The sequence below is a fragment of the Ancylobacter polymorphus genome (genome assembly GCF_022836935.1).
In the GTDB taxonomy this organism is placed as follows: Bacteria; Pseudomonadota; Alphaproteobacteria; order Rhizobiales; family Xanthobacteraceae; genus Ancylobacter; species Ancylobacter polymorphus_A.
Genome location: NZ_CP083239.1, coordinates 802,604 through 819,009, shown reverse-complemented (window position 1 = coordinate 819,009; position 16,406 = coordinate 802,604). Strand labels below are relative to the sequence as shown.

13 protein-coding genes are annotated in these 16,406 nt (G+C 59.5%); 9 read left to right on the top strand and 4 right to left on the bottom strand.

From position 1 onward, the window contains the following. Nucleotides 1-20: 20 nt before the first annotated feature. Nucleotides 21-1,331, top strand: coding sequence for a glycolate oxidase subunit GlcF (glcF, locus tag K9D25_RS03875; protein ID WP_244379408.1), 1,311 nt, complete (start codon nucleotides 21-23; stop codon nucleotides 1,329-1,331). Nucleotides 1,332-1,383: 52 nt separating this feature from the next. Here glcF and K9D25_RS03870 read toward each other — a convergent pair whose 3' ends face one another. From K9D25_RS03870 to K9D25_RS03855, 4 genes are read right to left on the bottom strand one after another with little or no spacing between them, the layout of a single operon-like run. Further along, nucleotides 1,384-3,003: an ABC transporter ATP-binding protein gene (locus K9D25_RS03870; protein WP_244379404.1), complete on the bottom strand. Its 1,620-nt coding sequence runs from the start codon at nucleotides 3,001-3,003 to the stop codon at nucleotides 1,384-1,386. Next, the gene (locus tag K9D25_RS03865; RefSeq protein ID WP_244379398.1) at nucleotides 2,996-3,877 is read right to left on the bottom strand and encodes an ABC transporter permease; all 882 of its coding nucleotides are present in this window, start codon (nucleotides 3,875-3,877) and stop codon (nucleotides 2,996-2,998) included. The genes K9D25_RS03870 and K9D25_RS03865 overlap by 8 nt, the downstream gene beginning before the upstream one ends. 8 nt (nucleotides 3,878-3,885) lie before the next feature. Further along, nucleotides 3,886-4,800, bottom strand: a complete 915-nt coding sequence (locus tag K9D25_RS03860) for an ABC transporter permease (protein WP_244379396.1) — start codon at nucleotides 4,798-4,800, stop codon at nucleotides 3,886-3,888. Nucleotides 4,801-4,854: 54 nt separating this feature from the next. Beyond that, complete coding sequence (locus K9D25_RS03855; RefSeq protein ID WP_244379394.1) at nucleotides 4,855-6,372, bottom strand: ABC transporter substrate-binding protein; 1,518 nt, start codon at nucleotides 6,370-6,372, stop codon at nucleotides 4,855-4,857. Nucleotides 6,373-7,161: 789 nt separating this feature from the next. On the opposite strand from K9D25_RS03855, the gene K9D25_RS03850 reads away from it, so the two are divergent. The 8 genes from K9D25_RS03850 (at nucleotide 7,162) to istB (ending at nucleotide 16,359) form a co-directional block, all read left to right on the top strand. Next, nucleotides 7,162-7,881: a DUF3489 domain-containing protein gene (locus K9D25_RS03850; protein ID WP_244379384.1), complete on the top strand. Its 720-nt coding sequence runs from the start codon at nucleotides 7,162-7,164 to the stop codon at nucleotides 7,879-7,881. A 2-nt stretch (nucleotides 7,882-7,883) separates the two neighbouring features. After that, complete coding sequence (locus K9D25_RS03845; RefSeq protein ID WP_244379374.1) at nucleotides 7,884-8,468, top strand: DUF2924 domain-containing protein; 585 nt, start codon at nucleotides 7,884-7,886, stop codon at nucleotides 8,466-8,468. Continuing rightward, nucleotides 8,461-10,122 carry a recombinase family protein gene (locus K9D25_RS03840; RefSeq protein WP_244379372.1) on the top strand — a complete coding sequence of 554 codons (1,662 nt, stop codon included), beginning with the start codon at nucleotides 8,461-8,463 and terminating at the stop codon, nucleotides 10,120-10,122. The genes K9D25_RS03845 and K9D25_RS03840 overlap by 8 nt, the downstream gene beginning before the upstream one ends. 326 nt (nucleotides 10,123-10,448) lie before the next feature. Next, complete coding sequence (locus K9D25_RS03835) at nucleotides 10,449-10,955, top strand: hypothetical protein (RefSeq protein ID WP_244379371.1); 507 nt, start codon at nucleotides 10,449-10,451, stop codon at nucleotides 10,953-10,955. A 186-nt stretch (nucleotides 10,956-11,141) separates the two neighbouring features. Then, nucleotides 11,142-13,490 (top strand): AAA family ATPase, encoded by a 2,349-nt coding sequence (locus tag K9D25_RS03830; protein WP_244379370.1) that lies wholly within the window; start codon nucleotides 11,142-11,144, stop codon nucleotides 13,488-13,490. Further along, complete coding sequence (locus tag K9D25_RS03825; protein ID WP_244379369.1) at nucleotides 13,490-13,948, top strand: UvrD-helicase domain-containing protein; 459 nt, start codon at nucleotides 13,490-13,492, stop codon at nucleotides 13,946-13,948. Before K9D25_RS03830 ends, K9D25_RS03825 begins: the two co-directional genes overlap by 1 nt. 97 nt (nucleotides 13,949-14,045) lie before the next feature. After that, entirely contained in the window at nucleotides 14,046-15,575 is a 1,530-nt protein-coding gene (gene istA, locus K9D25_RS03820; protein WP_244450770.1) for an IS21 family transposase, read from the top strand. Next, the gene (gene istB / locus K9D25_RS03815) at nucleotides 15,565-16,359 is read left to right on the top strand and encodes an IS21-like element helper ATPase IstB (RefSeq protein ID WP_244376040.1); all 795 of its coding nucleotides are present in this window, start codon (nucleotides 15,565-15,567) and stop codon (nucleotides 16,357-16,359) included. Before istA ends, istB begins: the two co-directional genes overlap by 11 nt. Nucleotides 16,360-16,406 lie beyond the last annotated feature (47 nt).

The following is a 16,406-nucleotide window of genomic DNA, read 5'->3' as shown; positions in this document are numbered from 1 at the left end:
GGAGATGTTCGGAGAGTAGTATGCAGACAAATTTCAGCCGCGAACAGCTTGAGGACTCCGCCACGCGGATTTCCGAGAAGGTGCTGCGCACATGCGTTCACTGCGGCTTCTGCACGGCGACTTGCCCGACCTATCTTCTGCTCGGCAACGAACTCGACAGCCCGCGCGGGCGCATCTATCTCATCAAGGATATGCTGGAGGGCGGAAAGCCCGCGACAGAGAATGTCGTGAAGCATATCGACAGATGCCTTTCGTGCCTGTCCTGTATGACGACCTGCCCATCCGGCGTGCATTACATGCACCTCGTCGATCATGCGCGCGCGCACATCGAGAGGACCTACCGGCGCCCACTGCATCAGCGGCTCATGCGCGGCATTCTCGCATGGGTTTTGCCTTATCCGGCACGCTTCCGTTCCGCACTCACGGCCGCCGCGATTGTCCGCCCGCTCCGCAAGGCTTTTGCCGTCATTCCCGCGATCGGACCTCAGATCGGTGCGATGCTGGAGCTTGCGCCGCCATTTCTGCCACGCGCCGCGCAGCAGCCCGACACGCGTGTTCGCGCACCCCACGCCCGCGTCGCAATTCTCGGCGGGTGCGCTCAGCCTGTCCTTAAGCCTCACTACAACGAGGCGGCGACGCGGTTTCTCAATCGTCACGGCGTCGAAGTCGTAAATGTCGAGGGAGAAGGGTGCTGCGGCGCACTCGTGCACCATATGGGCCGCGAGCATGACGCGCTCGACTTCGCGCGCCGCAATGTCGATGTCTGGATAGCGGAGATGGACGGCAAGGGTCTCGATGCCATCATCATTACAGCATCCGGATGCGGCACGACGATCAAGGACTACGGATTCATGCTGCGGAACGACCCGGCCTACGCGGAAAAGGCCGCGCGTGTCAGCGCCCTCGCCAAGGACATAACGGAATATGCGGCCGCGCTTGGCGATCTGAAAGGCACGAACGGCAAGGGGCTCACCGTCGCTTACCACTCGGCCTGCTCTATGCAGCATGGGCAGCAGATAAGGCAGCCCCCGAAAATGCTGCTCGAAATGCTCGGCTTTACGGTGCGCGAGGTGCCTGAGGGGCATATCTGCTGCGGATCGGCCGGAACCTACAACATTCTCCAGCCCAAGATCGCGCGGCGCCTGCGCGACCGTAAGATCGCGAACATAAACAAGACTTCCCCCGATCTTATCGCCACCGGTAATATCGGCTGCGCGACGCAAATCGGAAGCGGAACCGGTATTCCAATAGTCCATACGATCGAACTGATGGACTGGGCGACCGGCGGCCCCGCGCCGGCCGGCATGCCGGACCGTCTTCTGGGACATTGAGCCGCCGCGCCCGAGATCGGAGCGCCGCGCGGACCTCCGGCAATTTCAGGATTCAGGCGAGCTGAAGGCTACGCCGACGTTCGGCCTGGAGCTTGGGGTCCGCCACCGGGCTCGCGGCGATCAGGCGGCGTGTATAGTCGTCCTTGGGTGAACCGAACACATCCTTCGTCGCGCCCTGCTCGACGATTTCGCCGGACTTCATAACAAGCACATGGTCGGCGAACTTCTCGACGAGTGTCAGATCGTGCGCGATGAAGACATACGCAAGACCGAGATCGCGCCGCAAGCTGGTAAGGAGCGTGATGATCTGCGCCTGTATTGTCATGTCGAGCGCCGACACGGCCTCATCGCACACCACCACTTCGGGATTGAGCGCAAGAGCGCGGGCAATCGCAACACGCTGACGCTGCCCGCCCGAGAACTCGCCGGGAAACTTCTCGAGATCGGAGACCTGCAGCCCAACCATTTCCAACAGCTCAGCCGCCCGGGCACGCCATTTGTCACGCGGCAGCACATCGGGATGCAATGTCCACGGCTCGGACAGAACACGGAACACGTTCATCCGCGGATTCAGCGAGCTGTAGGGATCCTGAAACACGGCCTGGACGGCACGGTTATAGCCACGCAGATCCGCCCCCGAAAGAGCGCCGACATCCTTGCCGCGATAGCGGATCGAACCCGACGTCGGCTCTCTCAGCCGCAGGATCGTGCTGGCGACAGTCGACTTTCCGGAACCGGATTCGCCGACGATGCCGACGATCTCGCCCTTGGCAACAGAGAACTCCACATCCTTCACCGCGTGATGCGCGCCGTAATGAATGTTTAGACCGGAGACCTCAATCAGCGTCTCCCCGTCATGACTTTTGGAAGAACGGTATTCTTCGGACCGGTCGGTAAGCAATTGCTTGGTGTAGGCATGTTTCGGCGAGCGGAAAACGGTCTCGACGGAGCCCTCCTCCACCAGTTTGCCTTTTTGCATGACGACCACACGGTCGGCGATGTCAGCCGCGACGCCGAGATCGTGCGTGATCATCAGCATCGACATGCCGGTCTCGGACTGGAGCCGGCGCAAAAGATCGAGAATTCGGGCCTGCACGGTCACATCGAGCGCGGTCGTCGGCTCGTCGGCGATCAGAAGATCGGGCTGCATCGCCATTGCCATCGCGATCATGATGCGCTGGCGCTGACCGCCCGAAAACTGGTGCGGATAGGCGTTAAAACGCTTATGCGGATCCACAATACCTACATGTACCATCAACTCGAGCGCATGCTCGTTCGCCTCGCGGCGCGCCATGCCGTGAATGCGGCAGACCTCGGCGATCTGCCAGCCCACGGGGTAGACGGGGTTGAGATGGGTCAGCGGGTCCTGAAACACCATCGCAATGCTGCGGCCATAAAGATCGCGCCGCTCGCGTAGGCGCATCGACAGCAGACTCTTGCCGCGAAAGCGAATGTCTCCCGATTTGATGCGGCCGGGCGGACAATCGAGCAGGCCCAGAACCGTGTTGGCCGTCACGCTCTTTCCGGAACCGCTTTCGCCGATGATCGCAACGCTCTCGTTGCGATCGACCCGGAAGCTGATATCGCGGACAGCTTGGAAAATGCCGCTCGGCGTCTGAAAATCGATCACGAGATTTTCGACATCGAGGATAGGAACGTTCTGCTCAAGCATGGGCGGCATCCGGTGATTTCCTGCCTTTTGCGAGTGTCGGGTCGGCGGCCAGACGGAACCAGCTCGCAAGAAGATTTGCGGCGATGGCGGTCAGCATGATCGCAAGACCGGGCCAGAACGAAAGCGACCACGCCACGTTTATGTATCCACGCCCCTCGGCGACCATCAGGCCCCAAGTTATGTCGGGCGGCTGGACGCCGATGCCGAGGAAACTGAGAGCCGATTCTGCCAGCATGACATAAGCGAAATCAAGCGCAGCAATGATCAAAAGTGTCGGCAGCACGAGGGGCACGATATGGCGCACCGCGATATGAAATCCGCTCGCGCCCATTACCCGCGAGGCAGACACGAAGGCGCGCTCGCGAATTTCGAGCACCTCAGCCCTGGCGGTGCGGATGTAGACCGGCAGACGTGTGATCGCGAGAACAACGATGATGTTCACCGGGTCCGGCCCCATAACGTACAGAACGATTAGTGCGAGCAGCAGTGATGGGAAGCTCATTATGACGTCCACGGAACGGACGATGATGCTGCCCAGCGTCCCCCGGCTCAATCCGGCGATGATCCCGATCGCGCCGCCGATGCAAAGCGAGGCGATTACCGAGCCGAATGCGATTCCGATCGTGTTCCTTGCGCCAACCATTATGCGGGCCAGAACGCTGCGGCCAAGGGAGTCTGAGCCCAGAATGTATTGCCAGCCCTGGCTCAGATCGAAACTCGCAAGATTACGCGCCCGCAGGTTGATTGCCGTCGCCGTCTTCCCGAACAGCTCCGGGCCGATCAGCGCGAGCACCACGACGACGGCGAGATAGATCGCCGCGGCGAAGGCAAGCTTGTCGCCGCGCAAAAGAGAAAATGCGTTGTTGAGTTTCATCACCGCTCCTAGCCGCGAATCCGCGGATCAAGGCGGGAGTAGGCGAAGTCGATCAGAATGTTCATCAGAAAGATCGCAACAGCCGTAACAAGAATACACGCTTGCAGCACCGCGAAATCGCGCTGCTTGATCGCCCCGATCATTAGGTTCCCGATGCCAGGCCAACCGAACACGGTCTCGACAACGACCGCTCCGTTGATGAGCGCGGCGGCCTGATCGCCGGCCACGGTGACAACGGAAAGCATGGAATTGCGAAGCGCATGTACAAAGACAACGCGCCGTTTCGGCGCGCCCTTGGCCCGCGCTGTTTTGACATACGGCGACGCCAGCGCGCTGATCATCGACATGCGCACCACCTGCGTCAGTAGACCCAGCGGCCGCACGAGCAGAACACCCACCGGCAGCAGCCAGTGCCAGATGGTTCCGGTTCCGGAGGTCGGCAGCCAGCCCAGTGTCACGGAAAAGATGAGGATGCCGACGATCGCCAGCCAGAAATCCGGCGTCGAGGCGCTGCTGATCGTAAGCAGGCTCGCCACGCGGTCAAACAGACCACCGGGGCGATAGGCGGCAAGCGAGCCTATCAGCACCGCAAGGCCGAGCGCGAGCACCATGGTAATGAGCGCGAGCCGCAGCGTAACCGGGAAAGCCTCAAGCGCGGCCGTCATGGCCGGGCGCCCCTGGAAAATTGAGTCACCAAAGTCGAACTTGGCGATGTTCGCGACAAAGTTTCCAAACTGCACATACAGGGGATCGTTGAAGCCGTGCTTGGTGGCAAACGCCTCGCGCTGCTCAAGCGAAGCATCCATCGGCATATATAGATCGGTAGGATTGCCCGTCAGGCGGGACAGGAAGAAAACGAGCACCAGAAGCGCCATAAGCGCTACAAGGCTCTGCCCCCCGCGTCGCAGGATATATCCGCTCATTTCAAAAGCCTCACGCGTAAAGCCGGCCGCGGCGTACCGCGGCCGGCATCGATATTATCGGATTTTGATCTGCGCGAGTTGAAGCTCGCCGTTAGTTGCAAGGGTCGGTTTGAATTCCAGACGACCGTTTACGCGCGTGAATCCGACCATGTGAAACAGCGCAACATCGCCGACCAGTTCTTCATGGATGCGCTTGAAGGCCTGCTGGTAGAGCTTGGTGCGTTCTTCTCCGGTTGCCACATTGGCGCGGTCGATCAGATCGTCGAGTTCCTTGTCGTTCAGAACAGACTGACCGCCGTTGGAGTGATACTTCGCGTAGATTGTCAGCGAAGCGTCGCCAGACGTGTTGTCATGCTGATCGAGGAACAAGTTAGGGCCCCGGCTTTCCGCGAACGGCTTGAACAGCGCATCGTACCATTCGGACGATTCCGTCATCTGCAGTTTCACGTTCAACCCAGCGGCACTGTACATGGCCTGGAGCGCCTGAACCGCCTCTTCCGAGTTCGGGAAGAAGTTGTGACGGCCAACCAGCAGGATCTCCTTCTTGACCGGAACGCCCGCCGCCTCGGCCTGCTTCAAGAGTTCCTTGGCCTTGTCGAGGTCATAGACGTAGGGCTTCAGATCAGGGTTATGACCATTGGTGCCGGGGACGACGAGTTGCGTCGCTGGGATGACGTCTTCGCTGAAGATCGTTCCCTGCAGCGCATCGCGGTCGATGGCATAGTTCAGCGCCTGCCGCACGCGGATGTCGTCGAGCGGCGCGATCGGCACATCGATGCGCAGACGCGTGGTCTCCGCGTTCAGGTAGCTGAAGTCCGTCCTGGGGTCGATGGCATCCTGAACCGCGATGTTGAACGCGATGTCCGCTTCACCCGAAGCAACCATCGCCGCGCGGACCGTCGATTCCTGGCGCCAGACATAGGTCGCGGACGTCACCGCCGGCTTCTCGCCCCAATACTCATCGAACCGCTTCAGAACGATGTTCTTGCCGGCCTGCCAATCGGCGAAGGTGTAAGGACCCGTGCCGATCGGCTGGCGCGAGTATTCATCGTGCGGCGTGCTGGGTGCCGGAACCGTCACGGTGCTGAGGAGCGTCGGCAGAATCGGAATCGGCTTGTTGGTCTTGATCTCGACTTCGTGCTCGCCGAGCACGCCGACATCGACCGTCAGGCCGCCGAAATATTTGACGCGGATTTCGCAGTCCAGCTTCTCGTTGAGAAGGCGCGCGAACGCCACTTTAAGGGCCTCGCCGTTAAACGGCGTGCCGTCGTGGAACTTCACATTTTCGCGAAGCTTCAGACGCCACGTCTGCGGGTCGGTCTGCGACCACTCCGTTGCAAGGCGCGGGAGCACTTTGCCGCTGGCCGGGTCAATCTCGGTCAGCGTCTCGGTCACGTTCTGCTTAATGACCTTGCCGACCTGCGACTTCGACGCCTGGCAGGCGTCCACTTGATCCGGTTGAACGTCGAGCACGATGGTCACATCGCTCCCGGCGGCCAGCACCGGCAAAGTCATGACTGACACAGCGACGAAGGCCGCAGCCTTCAGCGAAAGACTGTTCGTTATACCCATGATGTTGTTTCCTCCATCGTCGGGATTTTGTTTCCCGATCGTTCCCTGGCGATTGAAAGCTGATCTTGGCCAACGACCTCCGATGAAACATGTCCGAAAGAAAAACGGACCAGTCATACCAAATTGGTCTATCCAGTTAAGCAGCGCGCGATTGGATCGTCAACAGCGATATTGAAAGCGCCAGCGGCGAGTCGGTCTGAAGCGATCAGCCTGATATCGGCGAAGTTGTGCGGCAACTGTCGCCTAAGGCCGGACAGAGTAGGAAGCTCTCAACTACCTCCTGGAAATCGTGTGCGAATGCCGACAAGACGTGCTCGCGCCGGCCTAGGCTGCCAACCCAGAACGGACCGGCTGCAACACCGGCCGTGGCCAGCAAACTGAACATGCATTAACGTTCCAAACGGATCACCCCATGGGGACTGACCAACTGAGCGCCGCACCACTGCACTGGATCAACTTGTTCGCATCGATGTCCGCGCGCCGCAGGCCGGGATCCATACGAAGGGCGGTGTCATTGGTCCCGGTGAGCAGATCATGCTGGTGGTGCCGAAATCCGATGGGTTTGTCGTTGATGCCCGGATCGAACCACAGATGAAAGGCGGGCCGCTCTGCCAGAAATTCGTATAACGCTGCAGAAAGGACTTCCCTTCGCCGGCACGGCAAGCATTGCTGTGGCGTAAGGACGGGGCGATGATGCCCTGCCATCGACCAAGCCCCGCTGGCATCGCGCCGATCCGGGGCTTCGGGTGGTGACGGCGCCAGTGCCGTCGCAACCCGACGAGGTCGACCATGGCAAAACTTACTGATGCCCAGCTTGTTGTTCTGTCCAAAGCCGCCCAGCGCGAGGACCGCGCGGTAGAGCTTCCCAGCCAACTCACTGCGCGCTTCGTCAAGGCGCTGGAGGCCCTCATCGAGCGTGGTCTTCTCGAAGACGTGCCGAGCGAGCGGGCGATGCCGGTCTGGCGGCACAGCGAAGAGACCAACGAGCCGCGCGCACTCATCATCACCGAACTCGGCCTGGTCGCGATCGGCGTCATTGCCGGCGGCGCACCGGGAGCCGGCGAGGCGGCCGATGACGGCACTCCCGCCGTCGCGACGGAGCTGGCTCCTGCCACCCAACCCAAGAATGCGGATCCGGCCAGGATTCCGGCAGCGGTAAAACCGGGCCGCAAAACCCCGTGCCCATCCGCGCCCGTGGCCGCCAAGGAGATGCACGCCAAGGCGCCTGCGGCTTGCGCGGCCAAGAGCGTCAAACCGCAAGCCGCGTCCAAACCCGCATCCGACCCTGCGCCCGGCGGCAAGACCGCGGCGGTGATCAAGCTGCTCGAGCGTAAGGACGGCGCCTCGATCGCGGCCTTGATCGAGGCCACCGGCTGGTTGCCGCATTCGACGCGGGCGGCGCTGACGGGTCTTAGGAAGAAGGGGTATGCGATCGAGCGCGGCAAGGCCCGGGACAAGACGACCACGGTCTACCGCATCGCCAAGGCCCCAGCCGGCAAGGCGGCGTGAGCATGGCCAAGCACGATCTTGCTCCGCGGGATATCGACAGGGAGCTCGCCCGCCTGGGCGAGCTCTCGCTCGACGAGTTGAAAACCCGCTTCCGCGATCTCACCGGGTCGGCGCTGCCCAAATATATGCGCCGCGGCCTGATCGAACTTGCGGTCGGTCATGCGCTGCAGGCCAAACTGCTGGGCGGGCTCGACCGCGAGACGAGGAAAAAGCTCGAGGACGCCGTCGCCACCATCGTGCCGAAGGGCGAGCCTCCGCCGAAACCGAAACGCCAGAACAGGAAGCTCAAACCCGGCACCAGACTGATCCGGCAATGGCATGGCCGGCTCTATGAGGTCACCGTCACCCGCAATGGCTTCGACTGGGACGGCAAAAGCTTCGGATCGCTGACCGAGATCGCGCAGACGATCACCGGCACCAAATGGAATGGCTGGGTGTTCTTCGGCATCAAGAAACCGGCGCCCGCCAATATGAAAGCGAACAGGGCCGGACATCCCAAGAACGGCCGAGGAACACCGCTATGTCCGACACTGGACAGTGTGCCCCCTGAAAGCTCTTCATCAGCCCCGGAGTCCGTCCATGGCTGACAAGAAACTGCGCTGCGCGATCTACACCCGCAAAAGCTCCGAGGAAGGACTGGAGCAGGACTTCAACTCGCTGCATGCTCAGCGCGAGGCCTGCGAAGCCTATATCGTCAGCCAGAAGCACGAAGGCTGGACCGTCATCCCCACTCTCTATGACGATGGCGGCTATTCCGGCGGCTCGCTGGAGCGGCCGGCGCTCAATGCCTTGCTCACGGACATCGCGGCCAACAAGATCGACGTGGTGGTCGTCTACAAGGTCGACCGCCTGACCCGCTCGCTCGCCGACTTCGCCAAGATCGTCGAGATCTTCGATGCCAACACCACATCCTTCGTCTCGGTCACCCAAGCCTTCAACACCACGAGCTCGATGGGGCGCCTGACCCTCAATGTCCTTCTCTCCTTCGCCCAGTTCGAACGCGAGGTCACCGGTGAGCGCATCCGCGACAAGATTGCGGCTTCCAAAGCCAAAGGCATGTGGATGGGAGGTCATGTGCCGATGGGATATCGCCGCGAAGATCGACGGCTTGTCATCGCGCCGAATGAAGCCAGCTTGGTACGTACCATATTTGCTCGATATCTTGAGCTTGGAACGGTCGAAGCTGTCGAGAGATCCCTCAAACAAGATGGAATCGTGACGCCGACCTATCGATCTGCTGCAGGCAATTTAAGCGGCAGCCGACCCTTTCATCGGGGGCATCTCTATCAGATGCTGGGCAATGTCATCTATGCCGGCAAGATCAAGCATCGTGGTGTTGTTCACGAAGGCCTGCACGATGCAATCGTCGATACGGGCACATGGGATGCTGTGCAAGCGCAACTCGCTGAAAACTCTCGGCGTCCACGCGGTTCGACGAGTTCCAGGCATCGCAGCCTTCTGGCAGGACTTCTCCGCGATCCACGCGGTCGGCGGATGGGAATTACTCATTCCAACAAGAACGGCGTCCGCCACCGATACTACCGGTCGCTGCTTCGACCCGATGAGGCCAAATCGACCCGGCTGTGCATCCCGGCCGCGACGCTGGAACCGGCGATTGCAAATCTTCTGACAAAATTTCTGCGCGATCCAGTTTGGATCACGTCTCAATGTTCTGGAACTTCACGGGATGTTTCATCGACAATCGAGCATGCGAGATCGCTCGGAGACATGCTGGCAGCAGATGATGCCGCCCGCACTGATGTCATCAGCAAAACTGTCAAAGAGATCCGCCTCGCGGACGATCATGTCGCGATCGATCTAAGTATCGCCGCCGCGACCGAGCCGGGCGCAAGTGAAGAGTATGCTGCGACTATTCGCGAACCGATCCGGTTCGCGCGACGCGGACTTGAGCTCAAACTGATCATCCCGGCCGCCGGCGACCCCGCACCTCTACCCGACCCCGCCCTCGTCAAGGCTGTCGCTCAGGCCCATCGCTGGTGGCATGACCTGCACACGGAACGCTTTGCAACCATGCGGGACATCGCGCGAGCCTATGACACCGACGAGCGCTACGCGGCCTTCGTGCTCCGTCTGGCATTTCTCTCGCCAGAACTGACGCGGCGAATTTTTGCCGGCACGCAACCGTATGGACTGACACTCCACCAACTCCTATGGAAGGTCGATCTTCCGGTGTCTTGGAGCGCACAGCAGAAACTGGCAGCCGCTAGCTCAGACGGATGATATCGACAATCAACCGCGCGAAATTGACCAGCGTATTGGTGGCGATCAGCCAAAACGGTGTGACCCTGCTCGCATTTTTCGATCGCCGCATATCCGCCTCCTTGGAAGGATGTATTCCTATACCTGGAATGCGGCAATAATAGGATTATGTTCAGCAAGCCCCGGTGCGGCGGCCGCAACGTCCATCTATGTTGCAGACTGTTGATGCGATCCAATCCATCATACCGGACGGGGAATCGCTTGCGAGATATGCCGGATTTGGGATCAGTAGTCCCCACAGGCTGGCTCGACTCGAACGTCCATACAACAGCTTAAGGAATCTATCGGTGAGCGCGCGTTTGACAACCGCCATCAGGCTCGGCGAAGCGGCCAAAGCGATCTTGCGGAAGACTCAGAGTTTCCCAGACCTGAGTTTTAGAGAGCCCGAAGAATTGGATGAGCACGAGCACGTGGGTGTCGAGCCGATGCTGTTGGCGCTTTCGATGGAGCTGGCACTCAAAGCCTGGGCCGTCTTCGACCACGACGATCCGAAAGTAATGCTCAAATCTCACGATTTAGCGAAGCTGTTCAATTGCTTGAAGCCGGAGAGCCAAGACAAACTTGATGCGGAGTTCAAGAGGTCCGTGGCGCCGTACCATTTCAACCTTTTGTACGTCGACTACGGCATTCGCGACATTCTTCATCAGCATCGCGGCGCCTTTATAGACTGGCGCTATCTCCACGAGGCGAACAAATCGATGATGTTCGATCAAGGGGCTTTTGAGGCAACGCTCGAAATGGTGCTCCGAGAATTCAGGAAGAGGTACCGCATCGAGCCGGTGAACCCGCGTTGAAGTCGGACGACGACTAAATGGGCGGATGGGCTGCCCGCCGAACGGTTCCGTAACGTCTTATCCGAGGCAATTGAAAAGTGAGGCGATGCAAACACAAGAACCGGGTAACGCTCTAAAAACCTCACAGCTGTCAGTTGCGATGGGGCTGTCTGCACTTATACTTGGGACGCTGGAGGGGGGAACAGAATGCGCATCGAGTTTGTCGAGATTGCTAACTTTAGAAAACTGCGGTCAACGCGCGTTAGTTTTGCCAAAGATAAGACAGTGTTTGTTGGCGCCAATAACAGTGGAAAAACTTCTGCAATGGTAGCTCTCCGATATTTCCTGGTAGAGCGAGAACGAAAAAGCTTCAACCTCAATGATTTCACGGTATCTCACTGGCCTGCCATTATCGCAATGGGCACCAGTTGGGAAACTGCTTTTGCTACTGGTCAACCGCTTCCCGATCCCGATTGGCAGAGCGTGCTGCCAGCACTGGACATATGGCTTCACGTGGAGCCGAACGAAATCCATTATGTCCAGAAAATACTGCCCAAACTCGATTGGACAGGCGGCACCCTCGGTGTTCGTCTACGCTTCGAACCAAAAGATGCTGCCGAGTTGCAGAAGCAGTATCTGACAGCGAGAGATGAAGCGAAAGCTGCGTACCAATCGGCGGCTGCTGTAGTGCCAGCCTCAGCAAACTCCGCGGCAGACCAAGCGACTGTGTCTCTTCCTGCAATCACGGTAGCGCTTTGGCCCAAAGACTTGGCTGATTTCTTGCAGCGACGATTGAATCAGTCTTTTACCGTCAAGGCGTACATATTAAATCCTGACCTTCTTGCAGATCCGGAGCACGGCATTGCGAAACCTCAAGCGCTTACCCCGGACGCCACCGCCTTAGAAGATGATCCCTTTAATGGGCTCATTCGTATAAATGAAATCAGTGCTCAGCGCGGGTTTGGAAGTGAAACCGATGGATTCATTGATGACGAGGACCAGGGTTCGGTCACCGCTACAGGCACGCGGAAGCTCTCTGCTCAGCTTCGCCGTTACTACGACCGACATTTGAATCCGCTAGACTATCCCGACGCGCAAGACCTTCAGGCGCTCCAGGCAATCGAAGATGCTCAGAAGGCCTTTGACGCGCGCCTTGAGGACGGATTCAAGGCCGCGCTGCAAGAGATGGAACAACTTGGCTATCCAGGTGTGAGTGATCCGAAGTTGAGTATTTCGACCCGGCTTCGACCGGTTGAAGGACTCAATCATGAGTCCGCGGTTCGTTACGTTATCCAAATGACAAACGGTGCCGTCGTTTCAGATCTCCATCTGCCGGAGGATTCAAACGGGCTCGGATATCAGAACTTGATATCGATGGTGTTCCGGCTGATGAGTTTTCGTGACGCGTGGATGCTGGTCCGCAAAGCGCAGTCGAAAGCGACGGCCTCAGGCAAGGCATCTCAGGCTCCCCTTCATCTGGTTCTGATCGAGGAACCCGAAGCACACCTGCATACGCAGGTGCAACAGGTTTTCATTCGTCAAGCCTACAAGATTCTTCGAAATCATCCCGAGCTAGGCAAGAAGACGGAACTGAATACGCAACTGATCGTAAGTACGCATTCAAGCCATATCGCGCATGAATGCGAGTTTTCCTCCCTTCGCTACTTCCGCCGCATCGCAGCAGGCAATAACGATATCCCGACCTCTTGCGTCGTAAACGTCGCAAGCACCTTTGGTCCGAACGAAGAGACCAAAAGGTTCGTCACCCGTTACCTCAAGGTGACGCATTGCGATCTGTTCTTTGCGGACGCGGCTGTTCTGATCGAAGGGCCCGCCGAGCGTATCCTCACACCATATTTCATTCGTGAACACGCCGAATTCCATTTCCTCCAGGAATGTTATGTCACGTGGCTTGAGATCGGTGGAAGCCACGCTCATCGCTTGAAAGGCCTGATCGAGAATCTCGCGCTTCCCACCCTCATAATTACCGATATTGACGCGGTGGGGACCGATGGAAAGTCGGCCAGGCCTCAGCGAGCCGCAGGGCAGACCTCAAGAAATCAGACTCTAAAATCCTGGCATCCTAAAACTGATAAAATCGACGAACTTCTAGATAAGACGGAACCGGACAAGGAGTTGTACGATGCCGCAAGACAGTTCTCCGTTCGGGTCGCTTACCAATGCCCTGTCCAAGTCAGCTTCAACGGCACGACCGAAGAAGCCCTAGCTTATACGTTGGAAGACGCATTGGTCTTCGCCAACATCAACCTCTTCAATACCGTGAACGGAACCGGCCTTCTCAAGAAGTTCAAGGACGCAGTAAACAACAGCGCAAGCGTAGCAGCGCTGGGAATAGCCATTGGCAAAAGCTTGGAGGTAGGCAGTAAAGCGGAGCTCGCGCTTGACCTCCTTGAGTTGGAAGAAGGCAAATCACTCAAACCTCCCTTCTATATTCAAGAAGGGCTACTATGGTTACGGGAGCAACTTCGTAAGCGACAAAAAGAGTTGGGCCTTGCGATCCCGGTGCCCGCTGCCGATCAAAAGCAGGCAGCCTGATGCAAAGTCTGACGGCAAATAACCTTAACCTAGACGATCATGTCGATGGCGAGATTGCGGCTTGCCTGACTCTTGAGCAACCGCGAAGCTTCTTTCTATACGCCGGCGCCGGCTCAGGAAAAACGAGATCGCTCGTAAACGCGCTTGAGCACATACGGGAAAAGCATGGCCCCCGCTTAAACTTGCGAGGCCAACGGGTAGCGGTAGTGACATATACAAATGTCGCGTCTGACGAGATTACAAGGCGATTGCGCTTTGATCGGCTATTTAATGTACGTACCATCCACAGCTTTGCGTGGACCCTCATCGAGGGTTTTAATTCGGACATCCGTGATTGGATCGCGAAGAATCTCAACGAGGAAATTGCAGAGCTTAAGGCAGACGAGGAAAAAGGGCGAAAAGGGACAAAAGCGTCCGAAAACCGACTTGCTCGCATCGAGTCTGTTGATTTCCACTGAGATCTGACCCTGCAGGAGCGGATTTTTCCATCGAGAAGTGACCCATGTTTTCACCACGTCTCACGCGGCACACGCGGGGGACAGCGGAGTGATCGACATGGAGTTATTGAGCGTCATCCGACGCTGGCATCATAGGGATCGTAGCTCGATCCGGGAGATATCCCGCCGCACCGGGCTCTCACGGAACACCGTGCGTAAGTACCTGCGAGCGGACAGCGTCGAACCCCGGTTTCACGTTCCGGACCGGCCGAGCAAGCTCGATCCCTATGCCGACAAGCTCGCGGCGATGCTGCGGGTGGAGAGCGGCAAGTCGCGCAAGCACAAGCGCACCGTCAAGCAGTTGCACGCCGATCTCGTGACGTTGGGCTATGAGGGCTCCTACAATCGGGTGGCGGCCTTTGCCCGCGACTGGAAGGCCGCCCGGTTGCGCGAGCAGCAGACCAGCGGCCGCGGCACCTTCGTGCCGCTGGCCTTTGTGCCCGGAGAGGCGTTCCAGTTCGACTGGTCTGAGGACTGGGCGATCATCGCCGGCGAGCGCACCAAGCTGCAGGTCGCTCACGTCAAGCTGTCCTACAGCCGCGCCTTCACTCTGCGAGCCTACCCGCAGCAGACCCACGAGATGCTGTTCGACGCCCATAACCACGCCTTCCGGGTACTGGGCGGCGTGCCGCGGCGGGGGATTTACGACAACATGCGAACGGCCGTCGACAAGGTCGGCCGGGGCAAGGAGCGCCAGGTCAACATCCGCTTCTCGGCCATGGTCAGCCACTTCCTGTTCGAGGCGGAGTTCTGCAACCCGGCCTCCGGCTGGGAGAAGGGGCAGATCGAGAAGAACGTACAGGATGCCCGTCATCGGCTCTGGCAACCCATACCGAACGTCCCCTCGCTGGAGGCCTTGAACGAGTGGCTCGAGACCCGGTGCCGGGAGCTGTGGTCGCAGGCCGGGCACGGCTCGCAACCCGGCTCGATCGCCGATGTGTGGGCTGAGGAGATCCGCCACCTGATGCCGATGCCGCGGCCGTTCGACGGCTTCGTCGAACACGCCAAGCGCGTTTCCCCGACCTGCCTCGTCCACCTCGAGCGCAATCGCTACAGCGTGCCGGCCTCCTTCGCCAACCGCCCGGTGAGCTTGCGTGTCTATCCCGACCGGATCGTTGTGGTCGCTGAGGGACAGGCCATCTGTGAGCATGGTCGGGTGTTCGCTCGCTCCCATGATCGCCAGAGCCGGACCGTCTATGACTGGCGGCATTATCTGGCCGTGGTCCAGCGCAAGCCCGGCGCATTGCGCAACGGCGCACCGTTCGCCGAGATGCCGCCGGCGTTCCGATCCTTGCAGCAGCATCTGCTCAAGCGGCCGGGCGGTGACCGCGAGATGGTGGAGATCCTGTCCCTGGTCCTCCAGCATGACGAGCAGGTCGTGCTCACGGCCGTCGAACTCGCGCTGCAAGCAGGCGTGCCGACCAAGACCCACATCCTCAATCTGCTGCACCGCCTGATCGACGGTACACCGCTGAGCACGCCGACGATCCCAGCTCCTGGCGCCCTTACGCTGACCACCGAGCCTCAAGCCAATGTCGAACGCTATGACGCCCTCCGCAGGGCCAGGGAGGCGCGCCATGCGTCATGATCCGGCCAGCGGAGCCCTCGTCATTATGCTGAGAAGCCTCAAGATGCACGGCATGGCGCAAGCCGCTGCCGAACTCATCGAACAGGGGTCTCCCGCCTTCGAGACCGCCATGCCGATCCTCTCACAGCTCCTGAAGGCAGAGACCGCCGAGCGGGAGGTGCGCTCGACCGCCTATCAGCTCAAGGCCGCCCGCTTCCCGGCCTATCGCGACCTCGCCGGCTTCGACTTCACCAGCAGCGAGGTCAATGAGGCGCTCGTGCGCCAACTCCATCGCTGCGAGTTCCTCGACGACGCGCACAACGTCGTCCTGATCGGTGGTCCCGGTACCGGCAAGACCCACATCGCCACGGCTCTCGGCGTCCACGCCGTCGAGCATCATCACAGGCGGGTCCGCTTCTTCTCTACCGTCGAGCTCGTCAACGCTCTCGAACAGGAGAAGGCCCAAGGCAAAGCGGGTCAGATCGCCGGTCGGCTCCTCCATGCCGACCTCGTCATCCTCGACGAGCTCGGCTACCTGCCGTTCAGCACCTCGGGCGGCGCCTTGCTGTTCCACCTGCTGAGCAAGCTCTATGAGCGCACCAGCGTGATCATCACCACCAATCTCAGCTTCTCCGAATGGGCTGCCGTCTTCGGCGATGCCAAGATGACCACGGCCCTGCTCGACCGGCTCACCCATCACTGCCATATCCTCGAGACCGGCAATGACAGCTTCCGCTTCAAGAGCAGCTCGGCAAAGCCACCCAAACCCACCAGGGAGAAGCCGCGAAACTTGACCGCAACCTAACCCCAAGACCACCATCAGCCCGGGTCACTTCTCACTGGAAATCCAGG